Here is an 18,586-nt window from a genome sequence, read left to right on the forward strand (position 1 = left end):
ACCGGGGCACCGGGTCACCCGGTCACCTGGGGCACCGGGTCACCCGGTCACCTGGGGCACCGGGTCACCCGGTCACCTGGGGCACCGGGTCAACCGGTCGTGGTCGCCGTTGCCTCGCCCGGTACGTGCTCACCCGAAGCCGCGCCCGTACCCGCGCCCGTACCCGACGCCACCACCCGCGACGGCCGCTTCGTGAGGCGCAGGGAGAGGAAGGTGACCGCGAGGGCCGTGATGGTCATGGCGGCGCCTGCCCAGGCCGTGGCGGTGTAGCCGAGGCCCGCGTCGATGACCGAGCCGCCGAGCCAGGGGCCGCCGGTGTTGCCGAGGTTGAAGGCGGCGGTGGTGGTGGCGCCCGCGAGGGTGGGGGCGGCGTCGGCGACGTTGAACATGCGGGCGTTCAGCGCGGGGGCCGTGTAGAAGGCGGAGACGCCGAGGAGGAAGGTCAGGACGATCGTGGCCGCCGGGCTGGGGGCGAGGAGGGCGAGCGCGACGAGGAAGACCGTCGAGGCCGTGATGCCGCTGAGCAGGACGCCGAAGAGGTGCGCGTCGGCGACCCGGCCGCCGATCGTCGTGCCGACGAGCGCGCCGATGCCGAAGAGCCCGAGGACGCCGGAGACCCAGCCGGCGTCGAGGCCGGAGACGTCGGTGAGGAGCGGGGCGAGGTACGAGAACGCGCAGAAGACGCCGCCGGCGGCGAGCGCGGTGACGACGATCGAGAGCAGGACCTGGCGGTCGCGGTAGATGGTGAGCTCCCGCTTGAGGCGGGGCTTCGTCGCGGGCAGCGGGATGTGCGGGATGCGGGTCACGACGCCGACGAGGGCGACGGCGGAGGCGGCGGCGACGGCCCAGAAGGCGGAGCGCCAGCCGAGGTGCTCGCCGAGGAACGCGCCGGCGGGGACGCCGAGGACGTTGGCGATGGAGAGCCCGCCGATCATGACGGCCATGGCGCGGGCCCGCTGGTTCTCCTGCACCATCGCGATGGCGACGGCCGCGCCGACGGCCCAGAACCCGGCGCACGCGAACGCGCTGACCACGCGGGACGCGAAGAGGATCTCGTACGTGGGCGCCAGCGCCCCGGCTATCTGCCCGAGCCCGAAGACGGTGATGAGCGCGACGAGCGTCGTCTTGCGGGGCAGCCGCAGCGTGGCGACGGCGAGCAGCGGCGCGCCGATGACCATGCCGATGGCGAAGGCGGAGATGAGCAGTCCGGCCTGGGGGATGGAGACGTCCATGTCCTCCGCGATGGGCGGGAGGAGGCCGGACAGCATGAACTCGCTCGTGCCGAGCGCGAAGACGGCGAGGCCGAGGATGTAGACGGCCAGGGGCATGCGGGCGGGGGCGGAGGCGGGGGCGGGGATAGGGGTAGGGGCCGGGGAACCGGGCTCGGCAGAGGAAGGCGGCATGACATGCGTCAACGGGCGGTTTGTTCCTGACATTCCCCGTGCCGGGAATGTCTCGCGATGCGAGACGGGGGGCGGGAGGGGGTGGACGGCCGGTCGGGGCCTCAGGCCTCCCGCACGGTGAGCTCGTCCAGCTCGCGCTCCAGGTTCGCGCGCGCCTTCTCCTCCCAGGCGGCAGCCCCGTACGGCGTCCTGAACAGCCGTGGCAGTGCGAGGAGTTGACGGAGGACGGCGGCCCGTCCCGCCCGGAAGGCCTCGTCCGGGACGAAGGCGTACTCGGTGCGGACCGCGTCGGCATACCCCCGGTAGGTGTCGGCGTCCGTCGCGAGGATCGCGAGGTCCGCGTCGCAGAGCGTCTCGCCGTTGAGGTCGCCGGGTGCCGGGTCGTGCGTGATCGTGAGGCGTACCAGGCGGGCGACCTCGTGGACCTCGTGCTCGGTCAGCCCCGCCTCGGTGAGCGCCTTCTCCGCGAGGGCCGCGGACCGCTCCTCGTTCTCGGAGCGGTCGGGCCGGTACACCGCGTCGTGGAACCAGGCGGCCAGGCGTACGAGTTCCAGCTCGCCGCCCTCCCCGCCCTGGTCGACGAGTTCGTCGACGCGGTCCAGGACGGCCCGCAGGTGGTCGACCGTGTGGTACGCGCGCTGCGGCTCGGCCCAGCGGGCGAGCAGGTTGCGGCCGTACGGGCCGGGGTCGGGGCCCTCGCGGCCGGCGCGGGCCGCGAGCAGGGTGGCGTTCCAGCGCCGGAGCAGTTCCGGGTGCGTGTGGTCGTCCTCGACGGTCATGGACGCATTGTGCCCGCCGGGGGACGCGGAGTCCCTCTCCCTGACACTCCCTCACCCTTCTCGCGCCTCACCCTTACATACCCCCCATGGGTATGCTACGTTGCTCCGCACAGATACCCCTAGGGGGTATCCGTGGAAGCCGGAAACGAGCGAAGGGCCAGCCATGTCACCCGTCAATCCCCGGCGCTGGTGGGCACTCGTCGTGCTCGCCGCCGCGCAGTTCATGGTCATCATGGACACCTCGATCATCGGCGTCGCACTCCCCGAGATGCAGAAGGACCTCGGCTTCACCCAGGGCGAGCTCCAGTGGGTCTTCAACGCCTACGTCATCGTCTTCGGCGGCCTGCTGCTCCTCGGCGGACGCCTCTCCGACCTCGTCGGAGCCCGCAGGATCTTCGTCACCGGCTGGGCCGTCATGATCGGCGGCTCCGTCCTCGCCGCCGCCGCGCAGACCGCCTGGGTCGAGATCGCCGGCCGCGCCGTCCAGGGCGTCGGCGGCGCGCTCATCGCCCCCTCCGCCATGACCCTGCTCATGATGCTCTTCATGCACGACCCGAAGGAGCTCGGCAAGGCCATGGCCCTCTACGGCGCCGCGGCCCCCGCCGGCGGCACCGCGGGCGTCTTCCTCGGCGGCGTCTTCACCGAGTGGGCGGCCTGGCAGTGGGTCTTCGTCATCTACATCCCGATCGGCCTCGCGACCCTCGCCGCCACCCGGCTCCTCCCGGACGTCGGGTCCCGCCGCGGCTCCGTCGACGTCCTCGGCGCCGTCGCCGTCACCGCCGGTCTCGCGCTCGCCGTCTTCGCGGTCGTCCGCGCCCCCGAAGCCGGCTGGGGCTCGACCGCCACGATCCTCGAACTGGCCGGTGCGGCGGCCCTCCTGACCCTCTTCCTCCTCATCCAGAAGTCCGTACGCGAGCCCCTCATGCCGCTCGCCATCTGGCGGGTCCCGCGCCTCGGCTCCGCCAACCTCGCGATGACGCTCCTCGGCGCCGCGTGGATCCCGATGTGGTACTTCCTCAACCTGTACCTCCAACAGGTCCTCGGTTACGGGGCGTTCGCCTCCGGCGCCGCGCTGCTGCCGATGACCGTCCTGCTCATGATCTTCATGACGGCCGTCACCGCCCGCCTGATGGCGAAGGTCGGCGCGAAGCCGCTCGTCGGCACCGGTCTCCTCGTCCTCGCGGCCGGCCTGGTCTGGCTCGCCGCCGTCCCGCCGACCGGCACCTTCCTGGTCGACGTCCTCCCGGCCTCGCTCGTCGCCGCGCTCGGCATGTCCCTCGCCTACATCCCGGCGATGATCGCCGCGATGTCCGGCGCCCCGCAGGAACAGGCCGGCCTCGCCTCCGGCATCGTCAACACCACCTACAACGTCGGCTCCGCCCTCGGCCTCGCCGCCCTCACCGCCGTCGCCATGTCCCAGGGCGCCGACCAGCTCGGCAACCTGCCCGAACTGACGGACGGCTTCTCGGCGGCGTTCACCGGCGCGGCGATCATCGCGGCGGCAGGCGGCCTCCTCACCCTCCTCCTCATGAAGAGCGACAAGGCGTTGGCGGCGGAGACGGCAGCCACCACCCCGACCTCCCCCGACTCCCCAAGGCAGCCCGCCTGACGACGACCGCTATCCCCCGCCCACCCCGAGCGCCGCCCACCGCCGCCCCCCGGCCGCCGGGCGGCGCTCGCTCGTTCGGGGCGTGTGGGGGTGCGGGGCGGGGGAGCGGGTGGTGAGCTGGGTGGGATTTCGACCCTCCCCCCCCCACGTACAGGAGCAGGCCCATGGCCGTCATCATCACCGTCGAGATTCCCGGGCGTACCCAGGCCGAGTACGAGGAGACCCACGCGGAGCTCGCCGCCGCCGAGTGGTGGCCGCCGAAGGGGTTCATCGCGCATGCCGCAGGGCCCGACGGGAGCGGGGGGTGGCGGGTCGTGGACTTCTGGGAGTCCGAGGAGGACTTCCTCGCGTTCCTGGAGAACGCGCGGCCGATCTTCGAGCGCGGTGGCATGCCCCGGGTCATCCCGCACGTGCAGCAGGCGGTGAACGTCGAGTTGCGTCGGCACTAGGGGAGTGGGGGGAGTGGGGGGGAGTCTCGGGGGGAAAATGCTTTGCGGGGCGGTGGGGGGTGCCGTCAGGCTTCGTGGCCATGACCAGTGACGTTTCCCGGATCCGCCCCGTCGCGGATCTCTTCTCCGCCGACGGGCGCCTCAAGGCCGTCCCGCGCAAGCCCGCCCGCCGCGAGGCGCTTCTCGCGCATCTCGCCGAGTCGTTGTTCGAGGACGGCCGCGAGTACGGCGAGCGGGAGGTGAACGAGGCCCTGCTCACCGTGCACGAGGACTTCTCGGCCCTCCGGCGCTATCTCGTGGTCGGCGGCTTCCTCGCCCGTACGAAGGACGGCTCGGCCTACCGTCGACAGCAGCAGCCCGGCTCCCCCGGAGGCGCGATCACCGCCGTCGCGTGACGGCCGCGGTGGTGGCCGGTCTGCTGGCCGGCTACGGCATCGCGATTCCGGTCGGCGCCGTCGGCGCCCATCTGGTGGCGGTCGCGGCCCGCGGTCCCTGGCGTACGGGAGTGGGCGCGGCGCTCGGCGTCGCCACCGCCGACGGGGTGTACGCCCTGGTCGCGGTCCTCGGCGGGTCCGCTCTCGTTCCGGTGCTCAATTCTGTTGCCACGCCTCTGCGTTGGGCTTCCGCCGGTGTTCTCGTCGTGCTCGCCCTGCGGTCTTCCGTGGCCGCCCTGCGCGCCTATCGGGCGGGAGGCGGGGAGGACTCCGCCGGTGGGGGCGGCGGCGGTTCGGCCCGGCGGGCCTTTCTCGCCTTCCTCGGCATCACCGTGCTCAACCCCATGACGGTGCTGTACTTCACCGCCCTCGTCCTCGGTGGACTCGGTGGATTCGGTGGACTCGGTGGAAGCACCGGCACCGGGACGGCCGAGGCCGCCGTCTTCGTCGCCGCCGCCTTTGCGGCCTCCGCGAGTTGGCAGCTTCTCCTCGCCGTCGGCGGGACCGTCCTTGGGCATCTTGTCACCTCTCCGAGGGGGCGGTTGGTGACGGCGCTCGCCTCCGGCGGGCTCATTCTGGTGCTGGCCGTGCGGCTGGTGATGTGAGGCGCCGCTTCCGGTTGCCTTGCCCGGTCCTTTTCGGTCAAGATCCCACGCTGTCGTCAACAGTTCGGGGGAATCGTGACTGACCAGGTAGTCGACCACGCTCTGGGTACGGGGCTGCGCCAGCGGCATCTCGCCATGATCGCCATGGGCGGCGCCATCGGTGCCGGGCTCTTCGTCGGATCCGGGTTCGGCATCGCCGCCGCCGGGCCCGGGATCCTCGTCTCGTACGCCTTCGCCGGCGTCCTGACCGTCCTCGTGATGCGCATGCTCGGCGAGATGTCCGCCGCCCGCCCGGTCTCCGGTTCGTTCGCCGAGCACGCGCGGTCGGCGTTCGGGGCGTGGGCCGGGCTGCTGGCCGGCTGGATGTACTGGGCGCTGCTCGTCGTCAGCGTCGCCGCCGAGGCCGTCGGTGCGGCGCACCTCGTCGAGGGCTGGGTGCCGGGGGTGCCGGGCTGGGCGTGGGTCGCCCTCTTCATGAGCGTGTTCACGGCGAGCAACCTCGCCGGTGTGCGGCATTTCGGCGAACTGGAGTTCTGGTTCGCCGGGTTGAAGATCGCCGCGATCGTCGCGTTCCTCGTTCTCGGGGCCGTGGTGCTGTTCGGGCTGTCGCCCTGGCAGGACTCGCCGGGGACGGCGCACCTCCTCGGTCACGGCGGTTTCCTGCCCGAGGGCTGGTACGGCGTCGCCGTCGGTACGGTCGCGGCCGTCTTCGCGTTCGGCGGCCTGGAGACCGTGACGATCGCCGCCGCCGAGTGCGAGGACCCGGTCCGCGCCGTCCGGCGCGGCGTGCGGGCCGTGATGTGGCGGGTGGCGGTCTGCTACCTCGGCTCGATGGCCGTGATCGTCGCGCTGGTCCCGTGGAACGATCCCGCCGTGACCGCCGACGGCCCGTACGCCGCCGTCATGGGGCGGATCGGGGTGCCCGGCGCCGAGGACCTGATGAAGGCCGTCGTCCTCGTCGCGCTGCTGTCCGCGATGAACGCGAACATCTACGGTTCCTCCCGCATGCTCCACGCCCTCGTCGCCCGCGGCGACGCGCCCCGCGCGCTCGCGAGGACGCGTACCGGCGTCCCGTACACCGCCGTGCTCGCCTCGGCCGCCTTCGGCTTCGTCTCCGTCGTCCTCAGCCTGCTCTGGCCTCGGACGGTCTTCCCGTTCCTGCTGAACTCGATCGGCGCCGCGATCCTCGTCGTGTGGGCGCTGATCGCCGCCTCCCACTGGCGCCTGCGCGGGCGTTCCGTACGGGCCGTGGTGGCGCTGGCGGGGATCGGCGGGGTGCTGGTGTTCATGCTCGGCGACGCCGCCAGCCGCACGCAGATCCTGACGACGGGGGCGTGGGCGGCGGCGCTGCTCCTCCTCGCGTGGGGGAAGCGGGTCAGGCGGAGGTCGCGTACCGCGCCAGGAACAGATCCACTCCCGAGCTGATCACCCGTGTCAGCTCGGCGTCGTCGACCTCCGCGTCCGGCGAGAAGGTGTGGACGAGCTGCGGCACGCCCACCGTCGTCGCCACCAGCTGCTGCACGGCGAGCTTCGCGTCGGGGACGGCGAGGGTGCCGCGCGCGGTCAGCTCGGTGAAGGCCTCGACGAGCGGGCCGTTGTTCATGTCGTAGCTGACCCGGTACCAGAGCTGTCCGAGCTGCGGGAAGCGGTCGATCTCGCCGATGACCAGGCGCCGCAGCGACATGATGTCGGGGCGGAGCAGGATCCGCGCCCAGTCGGTGGTGAGCCGGACGAGCGCGGCGCGCAGGTCGGGAGCGTCGGCGAGGGTGGAGTTGGAGGGCTCCAGGTCCGCGTACGTCTTCGGCAGGACGCCGCCGATGACGGCGAGGAAGAGCCGTTCCTTGCTGCCGAAGTGCTTGTAGATCGTCGCCTTGGAGACCCCGGAGGCCCGGGTGATCGCGTCCATGGAGGCCGCGGAGTACCCCTCGGCGAGGAACTCGGCGAGGGCCGCGTCGATGATCGCCTGGCGCTTGCGCGAGGCGGCGTCGGCGGGGTCCGGGATGATCGGGATGCCGTACTCGTCGACTTCGGCTCCCATGGGCGGTTCCTTAACGTCGTCAGGCGGAGGGGGGCCGTCCAGTATATGAACTGAACCGTTCGGTCTGCAAAGCCCGGCGAGCCTCTCACACGAAGAAGCTGTCGTGGGCCTCGCAGAACTCCCGCCGCTCCTCCTCGCTCATGTCCGGCAGCCGCGTGATCGCCTCGAAATACCCCTCCCGGGGCGCCCCCGGCGCGAACAGCATGAGCATCGAGGCCGGGTCGTCGGCGTCGTTGCGGAAGCCGTGCAGGCCGCCGACGGGGACGTGGAGGTGGTCGCCGGAGCGGGCCGTGACCCACCGCTCGCCGTCGAAGAGCCGCACGCTGCCGGAGAGTACGAAGAACGCCTCCGAGATCGCCTTGTGGAAGTGCGTGCTCGGGCCGCCGGCCCGCGGTCCCATGTCGACGCGGTAGAGCCCGTAGTCGCCGTCGGTCGAGGCCGAGGTCGACAGGTAGTGGTACGTGGTGGCGCCCGGGCCCGTCCCCGAGACGAGGTCGGCCGGGGTGGAGGCGGGACGGAAGCGGGCGTTGATCTCGCCCTGGTCGCCGCCGAGGTAGCGGGCGGCGGGATAGGCGGGGTGGCTGGGGCGGATGAGCGACATCGTCTGCTCCTTGGAAGGTGTTCGTTCGTTTGCGTCGGTGATCGTCCGTACGGGTCAGGTCCTCGTCGCCGTCAACTCGTCGTCAGCAACCCCTCCGCGAGCGCCGGCCCCACCGCCACCCCGATCAGGAACGCCAGGTTGAACAGCCCGATCGCCGTCCCCCGCCGCTCCTCCGGGAGGCCCTCCGCCGCCGGGCCCGTCAGCAGCCCCTGACCGCCGGCGGTGACCAGCGAACTCGCCGCCGAACCGGCCAGGACGACCACCGCCCACGGCGCGAACCCGGCCAGCGCCGCCGCCGTCGCGGCCCCGCCCACGAGGATCAGCCGTACGCGGCGCGTGCCGAGTCCCGGCGCGGCGCGGACCAGCCACCAGGAGAGCAGCGCCCCGAGGAGGGCGGCGACCGAGGCGGCCGCGCCCGTACCGGTCGGGCCCCAGCCGGTGAGGTCGGCGACGCGGCGCGGAGCTCCGTACAGAATCGCGAAGTTGACGGTGGCGAGCCCGAGCATGAGCCCGGCGGCGGTGCGGAATCCCGGCGCGCGCAGCACGTCCACGGGCAAGGCGGGGGTACGGGGGCTGCGCCCTTCGCGCGCGGGCCCGCCCACCGGCCGGCCCCACCCGTTCCCCCGCAGCACAGGCCCCACGGCGAGCAGCCCGAGCACCGGCAGGACGAGCGCCGAGCGCCAGCCGAGCACCTCGGCGACGGCGGCTCCCAGGAAGACCCCCGTCGTGCCGCCGACCGCGCTGCCGATGGCGACGATCCCGGGCGCGCGGCCCGAGTGGTCGCGGGCGGCGAACTGGAAGGCGGCGACGTTGAGTCCGGCCGCGCCGACGGCTTCCAGGGCGCGGCCGGCGACGGCGAGGGGGAGGTTCGGGGCGAGGCCGACGAGGAGGGCGCCGAGGAGGACGAGGAGGGCGCCGGCCTGGACGGTCCGGGCGGGTCCGCGCCGTCCGCCGGCGGCGGAGAGCAGGGGGGTGCCGACGGCCATGCCGATGCCGTAGGCCGTCATCAGCCAGGCCGCCGCTCCGGGGGAGACGGCGAGCGCGCGGGCGGCTTCGGGGAGGGCGAGGGTGGGGCCGGAGACACCCATGGCGGCGGGTGCGGCGAGGAGGGCGAGGAGGGGGCCGGAGGGCGCGGAGGGCGCCAGGGCCCGCGGCGTGGCGGTGGCGTGAACCATGGCTTCAATGAACTACACGATTCAGTTCACCGTCAAGACTGAACCGTTCTGTTGACAGACTGAACCGATCGGTTTAGCTTTCTGGTCATCGAGCACGGCCCACCCCGCCTCGCCTCCAAGGAGCTCCCATGACCGCGTCCACGACCGCGTCCACGACCGCGTCGAAGATCCTCGCCCTCTCCGGCTCGCTCCGCGCCGACTCCCACAACACCCAGCTCCTCCGCGCCGCCCAGAAGTTCAACACCGGCCAGGACATCGAGATCTACGAGGAACTCCGCTCGATCCCGCCGTACGACATGGACCTCGACACCCCCGAGCTCCGCCCGGCCGTGGTCCAGGACCTCCGCCGCCGGGTCACGGAGGCGGACGGCCTGCTCATCGCCACGCCCGAGTTCAACTACGGCGTCCCCGGCGTCCTCAAGAACGCCCTCGACTGGCTCAGCACCGACTGGACCCGCACCGAGGGCCTCCCCCTGCACCGCAAGCCCACCGCGATCCTCGGCGCCGCGCCCACCGCCTTCGGCACCGTCCGCGCGCAGCTCGCGCTGCGACAGCTCTTCCTCTGGACGGACAGCGACGTCGTCGTGAAGCCCGAGGTCCACGTCTTCCGCTCGCACGAGCGCTTCGACGAGGCCGGTCAGCTGACGGACGAGATCACGATCGACCTGCTCCGCGGCCTCCTGACGGAGCTCCAGACGAAGATCGAGGCAGCGGCGTCATGACCGCAACGACGAACACCGTCACGTACATCGGCACCGCCACCGTCCTCCTCCGGATCGGCGACCTCACCGTCCTCACGGACCCGGCGTTCGACCCCGCCCCCACCGACTACCCGGCCGCCCGCCCCCTCCGCCGCACGGCGGGCCCGGCGGTCACCGCAGACCGGCTGCCGCCCGTCGACCTGGTGCTGCTCTCCCACGACCAGCACGCCGACAACCTCGACCACACCGGCCGCGAGGTCCTCGAACGGGCCGCCGCCGTCCTCACCACCCCGGAGGCCGCCGACCGCCTCGGCGGGCGCGCGGAGGGGCTCGCCCCCTGGGAGAGCCGCAAGGTCACGGCCGGCGCCACCACGGTCACGGTCACCGCGACCCCGGCCCGGCACGGCCCGGAGGGCACGGAACACGTGACGGGCCCGGTGACGGGCTTCGTCCTCGCCTACGAGGACGAGAACGGCGCGACGGTCCACCTCTACCTCTCGGGGGACACCGTCCGCCACGACGCCCTGACGGCGATCGGCCACCACTTCCCCGTCGACATCGCCTTCCTCCACCTCGGCGACGCCCACTTCCCGTCCACCGGCGACCGCGCCTTCTCGATGAGCGCGCGCGACGGCGCCGAACTCGCCCGCGCACTCGGCGCGCGCACGGTGATCCCGCTCCACTTCGAGGGCTGGGACCACTTCGCCGAGGACCCGGCGCGCATCGACGAGGCCTTCGCCACCCCGGACCTCACCGGCCGCCTCCGCCGCCTGACCCCGGGCGTCGAGGAGCCGCTCTAAGGCCGCCCGACCCCTAGCCCCGGGCCCGTACGGCGAGCACGGCACCCACCGCTACGACCCCCGCCGCGACCGCTCCCGCTCCGGCCGCCATCACCCCGCACCGCGACCGGTACGACATCACCGACCACGCCGACCGCGCGGACAGCAGCGACCCGACGCTCACCCAGGACCCGACGGACCCCACGGACAGCGCCGACCCCACCGACCCGACGGAGAGGAAGGACCCGACCGATCCCACGGACAGCACCGACCCCACGGACCCGACGGACAGGAACGAGTCCCGCGACCACAGCGACAGCGACGACAGTGATCTGTTCATGTCCTCAGCCTAGCTAGCGGTCCAGATCCGACATCCGCTGCTTGAGGTCGCCGTCCGTGGACTGCTGGTCGAGGGAGATCTGGAGGATCGCGTCGGCGAGTGCGCCGTCCAGGTGGGCGCCGAACTCGGTGGTGGCCGAGGAGAGGTTCTGGAGGACCGGGCCGAGGACGCCGCCGATGGCGGCGCCGAGGGTGCCGCTGTTGGCGGCGTTGTTGTGGTCGCCCTGGCAGCCCTGGATGGTGCCGGCGGTGGTGCCCCAGACCTCGACGGCCTCCTCGCGGAGGCGGCCGGCGGCGCGTTCGTGTTCGGCGTGGTCGACGCGGAGGGTCGTGCCGCCCGTGCCCGTGCCGGGGAGGGTGTTGCCCCAGGCGCGGCCGGAGTCCTGGCCCGCGCCCCCGCCCCCGCCCGTGCCCCCGCCTACTCCCGACGCCAGGTCCGTGACGATCGTGGGGAGGGCCGCGACGGACGGGGTGCTCTGGAGCGAGGCCAGGTCGGCGGAGATGCGGCGGTGGCAGCCGACGACGAGGGTCTGTGACGCGTACTGGGCCTTGGCGAAGGCCGCGTTCACGACGGGCTGGGAGGCGCCGAAGGTGAGGGCGCCCGCGACGATCGTGGCGGTGCACTCCGCGGCGCAGGTGGCGGCGATCTCGATGTTCTGGAGTTTGGCCGTCTCGATGGCGGCGCCGATCGTCGTCGCCACGTCGGCCGTCAGCCGGGCCGCGTCCGCCATCGACTGCGTGTCGTGGCCGAGGACCTTCGCCCAGTGGGCGGCGAGGGCGTCCATCGCCTCGCCGCTGCCGCTGGACAGGAGGCGCTGGACGGCGAGGTTCGCGTCGCCCGCGTTGTTCCCGATCAGGTCGGCGTAGGAGCGCAGGCCGGTGGCCACCGCGTAGTACGCATCCTGCCGGGCCTCGACCTTGGTGAGGTACTGGTCGATCAGGAGCCGGTACAGGTCCTCGGTGGTTCCCATGGCGTGAACTCCCCCTCCTCGTACGCGTGTTGGCGCACGCGTCCCCGTGTGGCGTTCACCGTCTCATGGGGGTCCTGACGTCACAAGGACGGCAGGACCCCCATGACGGGGATGGATCCTCAGGCCTTGTCCGCCGCCTGGAAGCCCCGCAGGCGGAGGCTGTTGCCGACCACGAAGACCGAGGAGAAGGCCATGGCCGCTCCCGCGATCATCGGGTTGAGCAGTCCGGCCGCGGCGAGCGGCAGGGCGGCCACGTTGTAGGCGAAGGCCCAGAAGAGGTTCGAGCGGATCGTGCCGAGCGTCTTGCGGGAGAGCCGGATCGCGTCGGCGGCGGCCCGCAGGTCTCCCCGTACGAGGGTCAGGTCGCCGGCCTCGATGGCGGCGTCGGTGCCGGTGCCCATCGCGAGGCCGAGGTCGGCCTGGGCGAGCGCGGCGGCGTCGTTGACGCCGTCGCCGACCATGGCGACCGAACGGCCCTCCGCCTGGAGGCGCTTGACGACGTCGACCTTGTCCTGCGGCATGACCTCCGCGATGACCTCGTCGATGCCGACCTCGGCGGCGACGGCCTCGGCGACCGCCGTGTTGTCGCCGGTGAGCAGGATCGGGGTGAGGCCGAGGGCGCGGAGCCGCCGGATGGCCTCGGCGCTGGTCTCCTTCACCGCGTCGGCGACTTCGAGGACCGCGCGGGCCTCGCCGTCCCAGGCGACCGCGATGGCGGTCTTCCCGGCCTTCTCGGCCGTGTCCTTCGCGGTCTTCAGCTTCGGCGGGAGCGTCATCGCCCACTCGTCGAGCAGCCGCTCGCGGCCGACGAGGACGGCGTGGCCGTCGACGATGCCCTGGACGCCGAGGCCGGGGACGTTGGCGAAGTCCTCGGGGGTGGGCAGGGTGCCGACCCGGGCGGCGGCGCCGGTGGCGACGGCCTGGGCGATCGGGTGCTCGGAGGAGTGCTCCAGGGCGCCGGCGAGGCGCAGGACGTCGGTCTCGTCGGTGCCGTCGGCGGTGTGGACCTTGAGGAGGGTCATACGGCCGGTGGTGACGGTGCCGGTCTTGTCGAGGACGATCGTGTCGACCTTGCGGGTGGTCTCCAGGACCTCGGGGCCCTTGATGAGGATGCCGAGCTGCGCGCCGCGGCCGGTGCCGACCATGAGGGCGGTCGGGGTGGCCAGGCCGAGGGCGCAGGGGCAGGCGATGATCAGGACGGCGACGGCCGCGGTGAACGCGGCGGTGAGGCCCTGGCCCGTACCCAGCCAGAAGCCGAGGGTGCCGAGGGCGAGTGCGATGACGACCGGGACGAAGACGGCGGAGATCCGGTCGGCGAGGCGCTGGGCGGCGGCCTTGCCGTTCTGCGCGTCCTCGACGAGCTTCGCCATGCGGGCGAGCTGGGTGTCGGCGCCGACGCGGGTGGCCTCGACGACGAGGCGGCCCCCGGCGTTCAGGGTGGCGCCGGTGACGGAGTCGCCGACGGAGACCTCGACCGGGACGGACTCGCCGGTCAGCATGGAGGCGTCGACGGCCGACGACCCCTCGACGACGGTGCCGTCGGTGGCGATCTTCTCGCCGGGGCGGACCAGGAAGCGGTCCCCGACCTGGAGTTCGGCGGTCGGTACGGTGACCTCGCCGCCGCCCCGCAGGACGGTGACCTCCTTCGCGCCGAGCTGGAGGAGCGCCTTGAGCGCCGCGCCCGCCTTCCGCTTCGAGCGGGCCTCGAAGTAGCGGCCGGCCAGGATGAAGGCGGTGACGCCGGCGGCGGCCTCCAGGTAGATGTTCCCGGCGCCGTCGGAGCGGGCGATCGTGAACTCGAAGGGGTGCGTCATCCCCGGCGTACCGGCGGTGCCGAAGAACAGCGCCCACACGGACCACAGGAACGCGGCGCTCGTACCGACCGAGATCAGCGTGTCCATGGTGGCCGCGCCGTGCCTGGCGTTGGTCCAGGCGGCCTTGTGGAAGGGCCAGGCGGCGTACGTGACGACGGGCGCGGCGAGCGTGAGGCTCAGCCACTGCCAGTACTCGAACTGGAAGGCCGGGACCATCGCCATGAGGATCGTCGGCACGGCGAGGACGACGGCGGTGATCAGGCGCTGCTTGAGCGGCCGGAGTTCGGCGTCGGCGATCTCCTCGTCGGAGGGGCCCTCGGGGGCTCCGGGGGCCTCGCTCTTCGGCGGCTCCGGCTCCTTGGCGGTGTAGCCGGTGGCCTCGACGGTGGCGATCAGGGCGGCGACGTCGACGTCGGCGCCCGCGTCGAAGGTGACCTTCGCCTTCTCGGTCGCGTAGTTGACGGTGGCCTCGACCCCGTCCATGCGGTTGAGCTTCTTCTCGATGCGGGCCGCGCACGAGGCGCAGGTCATGCCGCCGATGGCGAGCTCGACCTGGGCGGTGGCGGTGCCCGGGGCGGTCGTGGTCATGAGTGCTGCTCCTCGTGGGCGGTGGTTCGGGGGCGGGTGCGGGTCAGGCGCGGCCGGTGAGCTCGTAGCCCGCGTCGTCGATGGCGGCGGCGATGGCGGCGTCGTCCGGTGCGCCGCCGGTGGTGACGGTGACCAGGCCGGCGGTGACGTCGACGTCCACGGAGATGACGCCGGCGAGGGCGCTGACGGAGGTGGTGATCGCGGTCTTGCAGTGGCCGCAGGTCATGCCGGAGACCGCGTAGGCCGTGGTGGTGCTCTCGACGATGGTGACCGTGGTGGTGCCGTCGGTGGCGGTGGAGCAGCTGTTGTCGGGGGTGCAGCAGGAACCCATGGTGTGTCTCCCTTGTCTGGATACCCTTGGGGGGTATCTCGGCTTCGGTGTCAATGTATACCCCCCAGGGGTGTGGTGTGCAAGGGTCGACCGCACTTGAATTTATACCCCCCAGGGGTATCGTGAAGTGCAGTCGAAGGTCTCTACGCCCTACGGGAGAGCAGCCATGAACACCGGAGTGAAGATCACCGCATTCGCCGCAGCGCTCGCCGCGACGTTCGGCGCCGCGTACGGGGTGGGCCAGGCGGTCGGCCCGGTCGACGAGCCGCGGGAGGCGACGCACGCGGAGCACGCGGAGGCGGCGGCCGGGGAGACGGGGGCGTCGGCCCCCGCCGACCTCCCCGGCGGCCTCCAGGTCTCCGAGGGTGGCTACACCCTCGCGCTCGACACCCCGACCCCCGCGCGCGGCAAGAGCACCCTCAGGTTCGCCATCAAGGACGCGGCCGGCGAGAAGGTCACCGCCTTCGCCACCGAGCACGGCAAGCAGCTCCACTTCATCGTCGCCTCGCGCGACCTCACGACCTTCCGCCACCTGCACCCGGTCCGGGCGGCCGACGGCACCTGGTCGGTGGACGCGGACCTTCCCGCCGCCGGCGCCTACAAGGCCTTCGCCGACTTCACGCCCGCCGCCCCGGGCGCCGGGGCCGTCACGCTCGGCGCCGACCTCGCCGTACCGGGGGCCTTCGCCCCGAAGCCGCTGCCCGCCGTCGCGCCGACGGCGGACGTCGACGGCTACCGGGTCCGCCTCGGCGGCACCCTCGACCCGGGCAAGGCGGGCGAGCTGCGGCTGACCGTCTCCAAGGCGGGGAAGCCGGTCACCGACCTGGAGCCGTACCTCGGGGCGTACGGGCACCTCGTCGCCCTCCGCGACGGCGACCTCGCCTACCTGCACGTACACCCGAACGAGGGGGGTCCCGGCCCGGACGTCTCCTTCACCGCGACGGCGCCCAGCGCGGGGACGTACCGTCTGTTTCTGGACTTCCAGCACGAGGGGAAGGTCCGCACGGCGGCCTTCACGGTCACCGCGGGCGCGGGCGCAGCTGTGGACGCGGACACGGGTGCGGACGCGGGTGCGGACACGGGTGCGGACACGGGTCGCGGGAACGTTCCCGCTCCCGAGGTGTCCAGGGACGGTGCATCGGGCCACGCGCACGGCTAGTCTGGTCATTGGACTAGACCTGTAGGCGTAGACCGACCTGTAGCCGTCATTCATGGAGGAATGGGCAGCGATGAGCAACCGTGCAGTCCTTGAGGTGATCGCCCTCGACGTGGAGGACGCGGTCGCTGCCCAGACCGGTGGTGCCGACCGCCTCGAACTCGTCACGGACATGGCGGCCGACGGCCTCACCCCGTCCGTGGCCGACTTCGCCGCCATCCGCGCCGCCGTCGACATCCCGCTGCGCGTGATGCTCCGCCTCACCGACGGCTTCTCGGCCGGCGGCCCCGAGGGCATCGACACCCTCGTCGCCCGTGCCGCGGAGCTCCGCGAGGCGGGCGCGGACGAGTTCGTCCTCGGCTTCCTCACCGTCGACGGCGAGCCCGACCTCGTCGCCGTCGAGCGCCTCATCGCCGTCCTCGACGGCTGCCGCTGGACCTTCCACCGCGCGATCGACCGCACCACCGACCGCGACGGCCTGCGCAAGCGCCTCGCCGACCTCCCCGGCCTCGACACCTACCTGACGGCGGGCTCGGCGACGGGCGTCGACGACGGCCTCGCCACCCTCAAGGCCGAGGCCGCCCGCGCGGGCGAGCCCGGCTACGAGGCCCGCATCCTCGTCGGCGGCGGCCTGCGCCTCGACCACCTCCCCGAACTGCGCGCCGCCGGCCTCGACGCCTTCCACATCGGCGGCGCGGCCCGCCCCCAGGGCTGGACGGCCCCGGTCTCGGCGGACGCGGTACGGGTGTGGCGCGAGGCGGTCGACGCGTAGCCCCGCAGGGGGTGGGGCCCACGACGGCGGCGCCGTCGCAAAACCCGTGGCCGTCGCAAAACCCGTGGCCGTCGCAAACCCGTGGCCGCCCGCAAAACCCGTGGCCGTACGGGAAGGCCCCCGCCTAGCCTCACCCCCATGACGACCTCCGGCATCGCCACCGACACCGACCTCGTGAGGCGCCTGCTCGCCGCCCAGTTCCCCGCGTGGGCGGACCTCCCGGTACGGGAGGTGGCCTCGGCCGGTACGGACAACGCGATGTTCCGCCTGGGCGACGACCTCGTCGTACGGCTGCCGAAGGCGGACTGGGCGGCGGGGCAGTCGGCCATGGAGCACCGCTGGCTCCCGCGCCTCGCCCCCCACCTCCCGCTCCCCGTCCCCGCGCCGCTCGCGCTCGGCGCGCCCGGGGAGGGCTTCCCGCTGGAATGGGCCGTGTACGCGTGGCTCGAAGGCTCCGACGCGTTCACCGCCCCGATCGCCGACCTCCCGCACGCCGCCGAGCAGTTGGGCCGCTTCACGGCCGCGCTCCGCGCCCTCGACGCGACCGGCGCGCCGGAGTCCTTCCGGGGCGGCACGGTCATGGACTGGGAGGAGGGCGCCACGCCGGGCGCGATCCGGACGCTCGCCGCCGACGGCACGGTCGACGCGGAGCGGGCGACGGAGGCATGGGAGTCGGTCCGGCGCCTCCCGCAGTGGGAGGGCGCCCCCGTCTGGATCCACGCCGACCTGCTCCCCGGCAACGTCCTCACCCACGAGGGCCGCCTCAGCGCGGTCATCGACTTCGGCGGCCTCGGCACGGGCGACCCGGCCGTCGACCTGCTCCCGGCCTGGTCCCTCCTCACCCCCGACACCCGCCCCGCCTTCCGCGAGGCCGCCGAGGTCGACGACACCACCTGGGCCCGCGGCCGGGGCTGGGCCCTGAGCTGGGGCCTGGTGACGGAGGCGTACTACCGCGAGAAGAACCCGGTCCTCGCCGCCGTCGCCCACCGCACGTGGTCCCAGGCGCTTCCGGAGTTCCCGGCACAGGGGCCGGACAGGTCCTAGCTCGCTGGCGCGTTCCCCGGGCGTTCGCGGCAGGACAGGGCGTCGACCTCGGAGGCCTTGGGGCGCGCCCTGATGAGGTCCTCCTCGGCGATGGAGGGGAAGCTGTCGCGGAAGTCGCGGTCCCAGTCGTTGCCGCTGAGGTACTGCTTCAGGGCCTCCCGGAGCCGTTGGCAGTCCTTGAGGTGGCGGGGGGTGCGGAGCATGGCGATGCCGTACTGGTTGGGGTCGCCCAGTTTGATCTTCGGGGCGACGACGACCGAGGGGTCGGCGTGCGCGAAGCCGAAGAGGATCAGCCGGTCGGTGGAGACGGCGTCCACCTCGCCCTTCTTGAGGGCCTGGACGCATTCCCCGGCGTCCGTCAGGGGCAGCTTGCGGATCTTCTCGTACGCGGGCTTGTCCAGCTCGTTCTTCGACGTCGTGTCACCCCAGACACAGACCTGCTTGTAGTCGAGGTCGGCGAGGGTGCGGTAGCGGTCCTTGTCCTCGGCCCGGACGAGGATGCCCTGGTACGTGGTGGCGTACGGGCCCACGAAGTCGAGGCCGTCGCCCGCGGGGCGCGCCATGGTGCGCTTGGACGTGATGGAGAAGGTCGCGGCGACCAGGTCGAGATCCTTGTTCTGGAGGTCCGGGATCCGGTCCGCGGACCCGACCGCTGTGGGCTTGACGGACGCGGAGTTGAGGCCGACCAGGGTCACCAGCTGACTGGTGATCACCAGGTCGAATCCCTCGAACTGCTTGGCGTGCCGCATGAAGCCGGTGCCGGGCTGGTCGCTCTTCATCCCGAGCCGGATGGTCTGGCCCTCGGCGAGGATCGCCCGGTCCGACGGGTCCAGCGGCGCCGGTGCCGGGTCCGGCTGGGACTGGGTGGGAGGCGCGGTGCCGGTGCCCCCGGTGGTGGCGCAGCCCGCGGCGAGGAGCGCGGGTAAGACGAGCGCCCCCAGCCGGAGTCCGAGGGACCGACGTCCCGCCTTGTGGGTGACGCTCACGCACGTACCTCC

At 72.9% G+C, this 18,586-nt stretch carries 20 protein-coding genes; 10 read left to right on the top strand and 10 right to left on the bottom strand.

The genetic code is table 11. From position 1 onward, the window contains the following. Positions 1-89: 89 nt before the first annotated feature. Together ACFC0Z_RS30990 and ACFC0Z_RS30995 are read right to left on the bottom strand one after the other, a co-directional pair. Positions 90-1,328 (bottom strand): Cmx/CmrA family chloramphenicol efflux MFS transporter, encoded by a 1,239-nt coding sequence (locus ACFC0Z_RS30990; protein WP_376444969.1) that lies wholly within the window; start codon positions 1,326-1,328, stop codon positions 90-92. Positions 1,329-1,504: 176 nt separating this feature from the next. Further along, positions 1,505-2,182 (bottom strand): hypothetical protein, encoded by a 678-nt coding sequence (locus tag ACFC0Z_RS30995; protein WP_376444972.1) that lies wholly within the window; start codon positions 2,180-2,182, stop codon positions 1,505-1,507. Positions 2,183-2,345: 163 nt separating this feature from the next. On the opposite strand from ACFC0Z_RS30995, the gene ACFC0Z_RS31000 reads away from it, so the two are divergent. The 5 genes from ACFC0Z_RS31000 to ACFC0Z_RS31020 all read left to right on the top strand — a co-directional run bounded on the left by ACFC0Z_RS31000 (position 2,346) and on the right by ACFC0Z_RS31020 (position 6,704). Continuing rightward, positions 2,346-3,791, top strand: a complete 1,446-nt coding sequence (locus ACFC0Z_RS31000) for an MFS transporter (protein ID WP_376444974.1) — start codon at positions 2,346-2,348, stop codon at positions 3,789-3,791. Positions 3,792-3,955: 164 nt separating this feature from the next. After that, entirely contained in the window at positions 3,956-4,240 is a 285-nt protein-coding gene (locus tag ACFC0Z_RS31005) for an antibiotic biosynthesis monooxygenase (protein ID WP_376444977.1), read from the top strand. Positions 4,241-4,320: 80 nt separating this feature from the next. Next, entirely contained in the window at positions 4,321-4,635 is a 315-nt protein-coding gene (locus tag ACFC0Z_RS31010; RefSeq protein ID WP_376444980.1) for a DUF2087 domain-containing protein, read from the top strand. Beyond that, positions 4,632-5,279: a LysE family transporter gene (locus tag ACFC0Z_RS31015; RefSeq protein ID WP_376444983.1), complete on the top strand. Its 648-nt coding sequence runs from the start codon at positions 4,632-4,634 to the stop codon at positions 5,277-5,279. Before ACFC0Z_RS31010 ends, ACFC0Z_RS31015 begins: the two co-directional genes overlap by 4 nt. 135 nt (positions 5,280-5,414) lie before the next feature. Next, positions 5,415-6,704: an amino acid permease gene (locus ACFC0Z_RS31020; protein ID WP_376445094.1), complete on the top strand. Its 1,290-nt coding sequence runs from the start codon at positions 5,415-5,417 to the stop codon at positions 6,702-6,704. Here ACFC0Z_RS31020 and ACFC0Z_RS31025 read toward each other — a convergent pair. The 3 genes from ACFC0Z_RS31025 to ACFC0Z_RS31035 form a co-directional block, all read right to left on the bottom strand. Next, the gene (locus ACFC0Z_RS31025) at positions 6,655-7,317 is read right to left on the bottom strand and encodes a TetR/AcrR family transcriptional regulator (protein WP_376444985.1); all 663 of its coding nucleotides are present in this window, start codon (positions 7,315-7,317) and stop codon (positions 6,655-6,657) included. The two genes, ACFC0Z_RS31020 and ACFC0Z_RS31025, sit on opposite strands and share 50 nt — an antisense overlap. Before the next feature lie 85 nt (positions 7,318-7,402). Further along, on the bottom strand, positions 7,403-7,918 hold the full coding sequence (locus tag ACFC0Z_RS31030; protein ID WP_376444988.1) for a cupin domain-containing protein: 516 nt from the start codon (positions 7,916-7,918) through the stop codon (positions 7,403-7,405). A gap of 71 nt (positions 7,919-7,989) precedes the next feature. Further along, positions 7,990-9,093: an MFS transporter gene (locus ACFC0Z_RS31035; protein WP_376444989.1), complete on the bottom strand. Its 1,104-nt coding sequence runs from the start codon at positions 9,091-9,093 to the stop codon at positions 7,990-7,992. 128 nt (positions 9,094-9,221) lie between these two features. On the opposite strand from ACFC0Z_RS31035, the gene ACFC0Z_RS31040 reads away from it, so the two are divergent. Next, entirely contained in the window at positions 9,222-9,815 is a 594-nt protein-coding gene (locus tag ACFC0Z_RS31040) for an NADPH-dependent FMN reductase (protein ID WP_376444992.1), read from the top strand. After that, positions 9,812-10,594, top strand: a complete 783-nt coding sequence (locus tag ACFC0Z_RS31045) for an MBL fold metallo-hydrolase (protein WP_376444995.1) — start codon at positions 9,812-9,814, stop codon at positions 10,592-10,594. The genes ACFC0Z_RS31040 and ACFC0Z_RS31045 overlap by 4 nt, the downstream gene beginning before the upstream one ends. Before the next feature lie 13 nt (positions 10,595-10,607). Here ACFC0Z_RS31045 and ACFC0Z_RS31050 read toward each other — a convergent pair whose 3' ends face one another. The 4 genes from ACFC0Z_RS31050 to ACFC0Z_RS31065 form a co-directional block, all read right to left on the bottom strand. After that, the gene (locus ACFC0Z_RS31050; protein ID WP_376444998.1) at positions 10,608-10,913 is read right to left on the bottom strand and encodes a hypothetical protein; all 306 of its coding nucleotides are present in this window, start codon (positions 10,911-10,913) and stop codon (positions 10,608-10,610) included. A 13-nt stretch (positions 10,914-10,926) separates the two neighbouring features. Then, positions 10,927-11,883 (bottom strand): hypothetical protein, encoded by a 957-nt coding sequence (locus tag ACFC0Z_RS31055; RefSeq protein WP_376445000.1) that lies wholly within the window; start codon positions 11,881-11,883, stop codon positions 10,927-10,929. Between the two features lie 119 nt (positions 11,884-12,002). Then, a complete protein-coding gene (locus tag ACFC0Z_RS31060; protein WP_376445002.1) occupies positions 12,003-14,285 on the bottom strand; it encodes a heavy metal translocating P-type ATPase in 2,283 nt (760 codons plus the stop codon). 43 nt (positions 14,286-14,328) lie between these two features. Then, positions 14,329-14,616: a cation transporter gene (locus ACFC0Z_RS31065; RefSeq protein WP_376445004.1), complete on the bottom strand. Its 288-nt coding sequence runs from the start codon at positions 14,614-14,616 to the stop codon at positions 14,329-14,331. Positions 14,617-14,782: 166 nt separating this feature from the next. Here ACFC0Z_RS31065 and ACFC0Z_RS31070 point away from each other — a divergent pair, with 166 nt between their 5' ends. From ACFC0Z_RS31070 to ACFC0Z_RS31080, 3 genes are all read left to right on the top strand, one after another. Continuing rightward, the gene (locus ACFC0Z_RS31070; RefSeq protein ID WP_376445007.1) at positions 14,783-15,775 is read left to right on the top strand and encodes a hypothetical protein; all 993 of its coding nucleotides are present in this window, start codon (positions 14,783-14,785) and stop codon (positions 15,773-15,775) included. Between the two features lie 70 nt (positions 15,776-15,845). Next, positions 15,846-16,544 carry a copper homeostasis protein CutC gene (locus tag ACFC0Z_RS31075; protein WP_376445009.1) on the top strand — a complete coding sequence of 233 codons (699 nt, stop codon included), beginning with the start codon at positions 15,846-15,848 and terminating at the stop codon, positions 16,542-16,544. A gap of 138 nt (positions 16,545-16,682) precedes the next feature. Continuing rightward, positions 16,683-17,588, top strand: coding sequence for a phosphotransferase (locus ACFC0Z_RS31080; RefSeq protein WP_376445012.1), 906 nt, complete (start codon positions 16,683-16,685; stop codon positions 17,586-17,588). Here the strand turns inward: ACFC0Z_RS31080 and ACFC0Z_RS31085 are convergent. Then, complete coding sequence (locus tag ACFC0Z_RS31085) at positions 17,585-18,574, bottom strand: transporter substrate-binding domain-containing protein (protein WP_376445015.1); 990 nt, start codon at positions 18,572-18,574, stop codon at positions 17,585-17,587. The genes ACFC0Z_RS31080 and ACFC0Z_RS31085 overlap by 4 nt on opposite strands. Between the last annotated feature and the right edge of the window lie 12 nt (positions 18,575-18,586).

The sequence above is a fragment of the Streptomyces sp. NPDC056144 genome, from assembly GCF_042264145.1.
Lineage (GTDB): Bacteria > Actinomycetota > Actinomycetes > Streptomycetales > Streptomycetaceae > Streptomyces.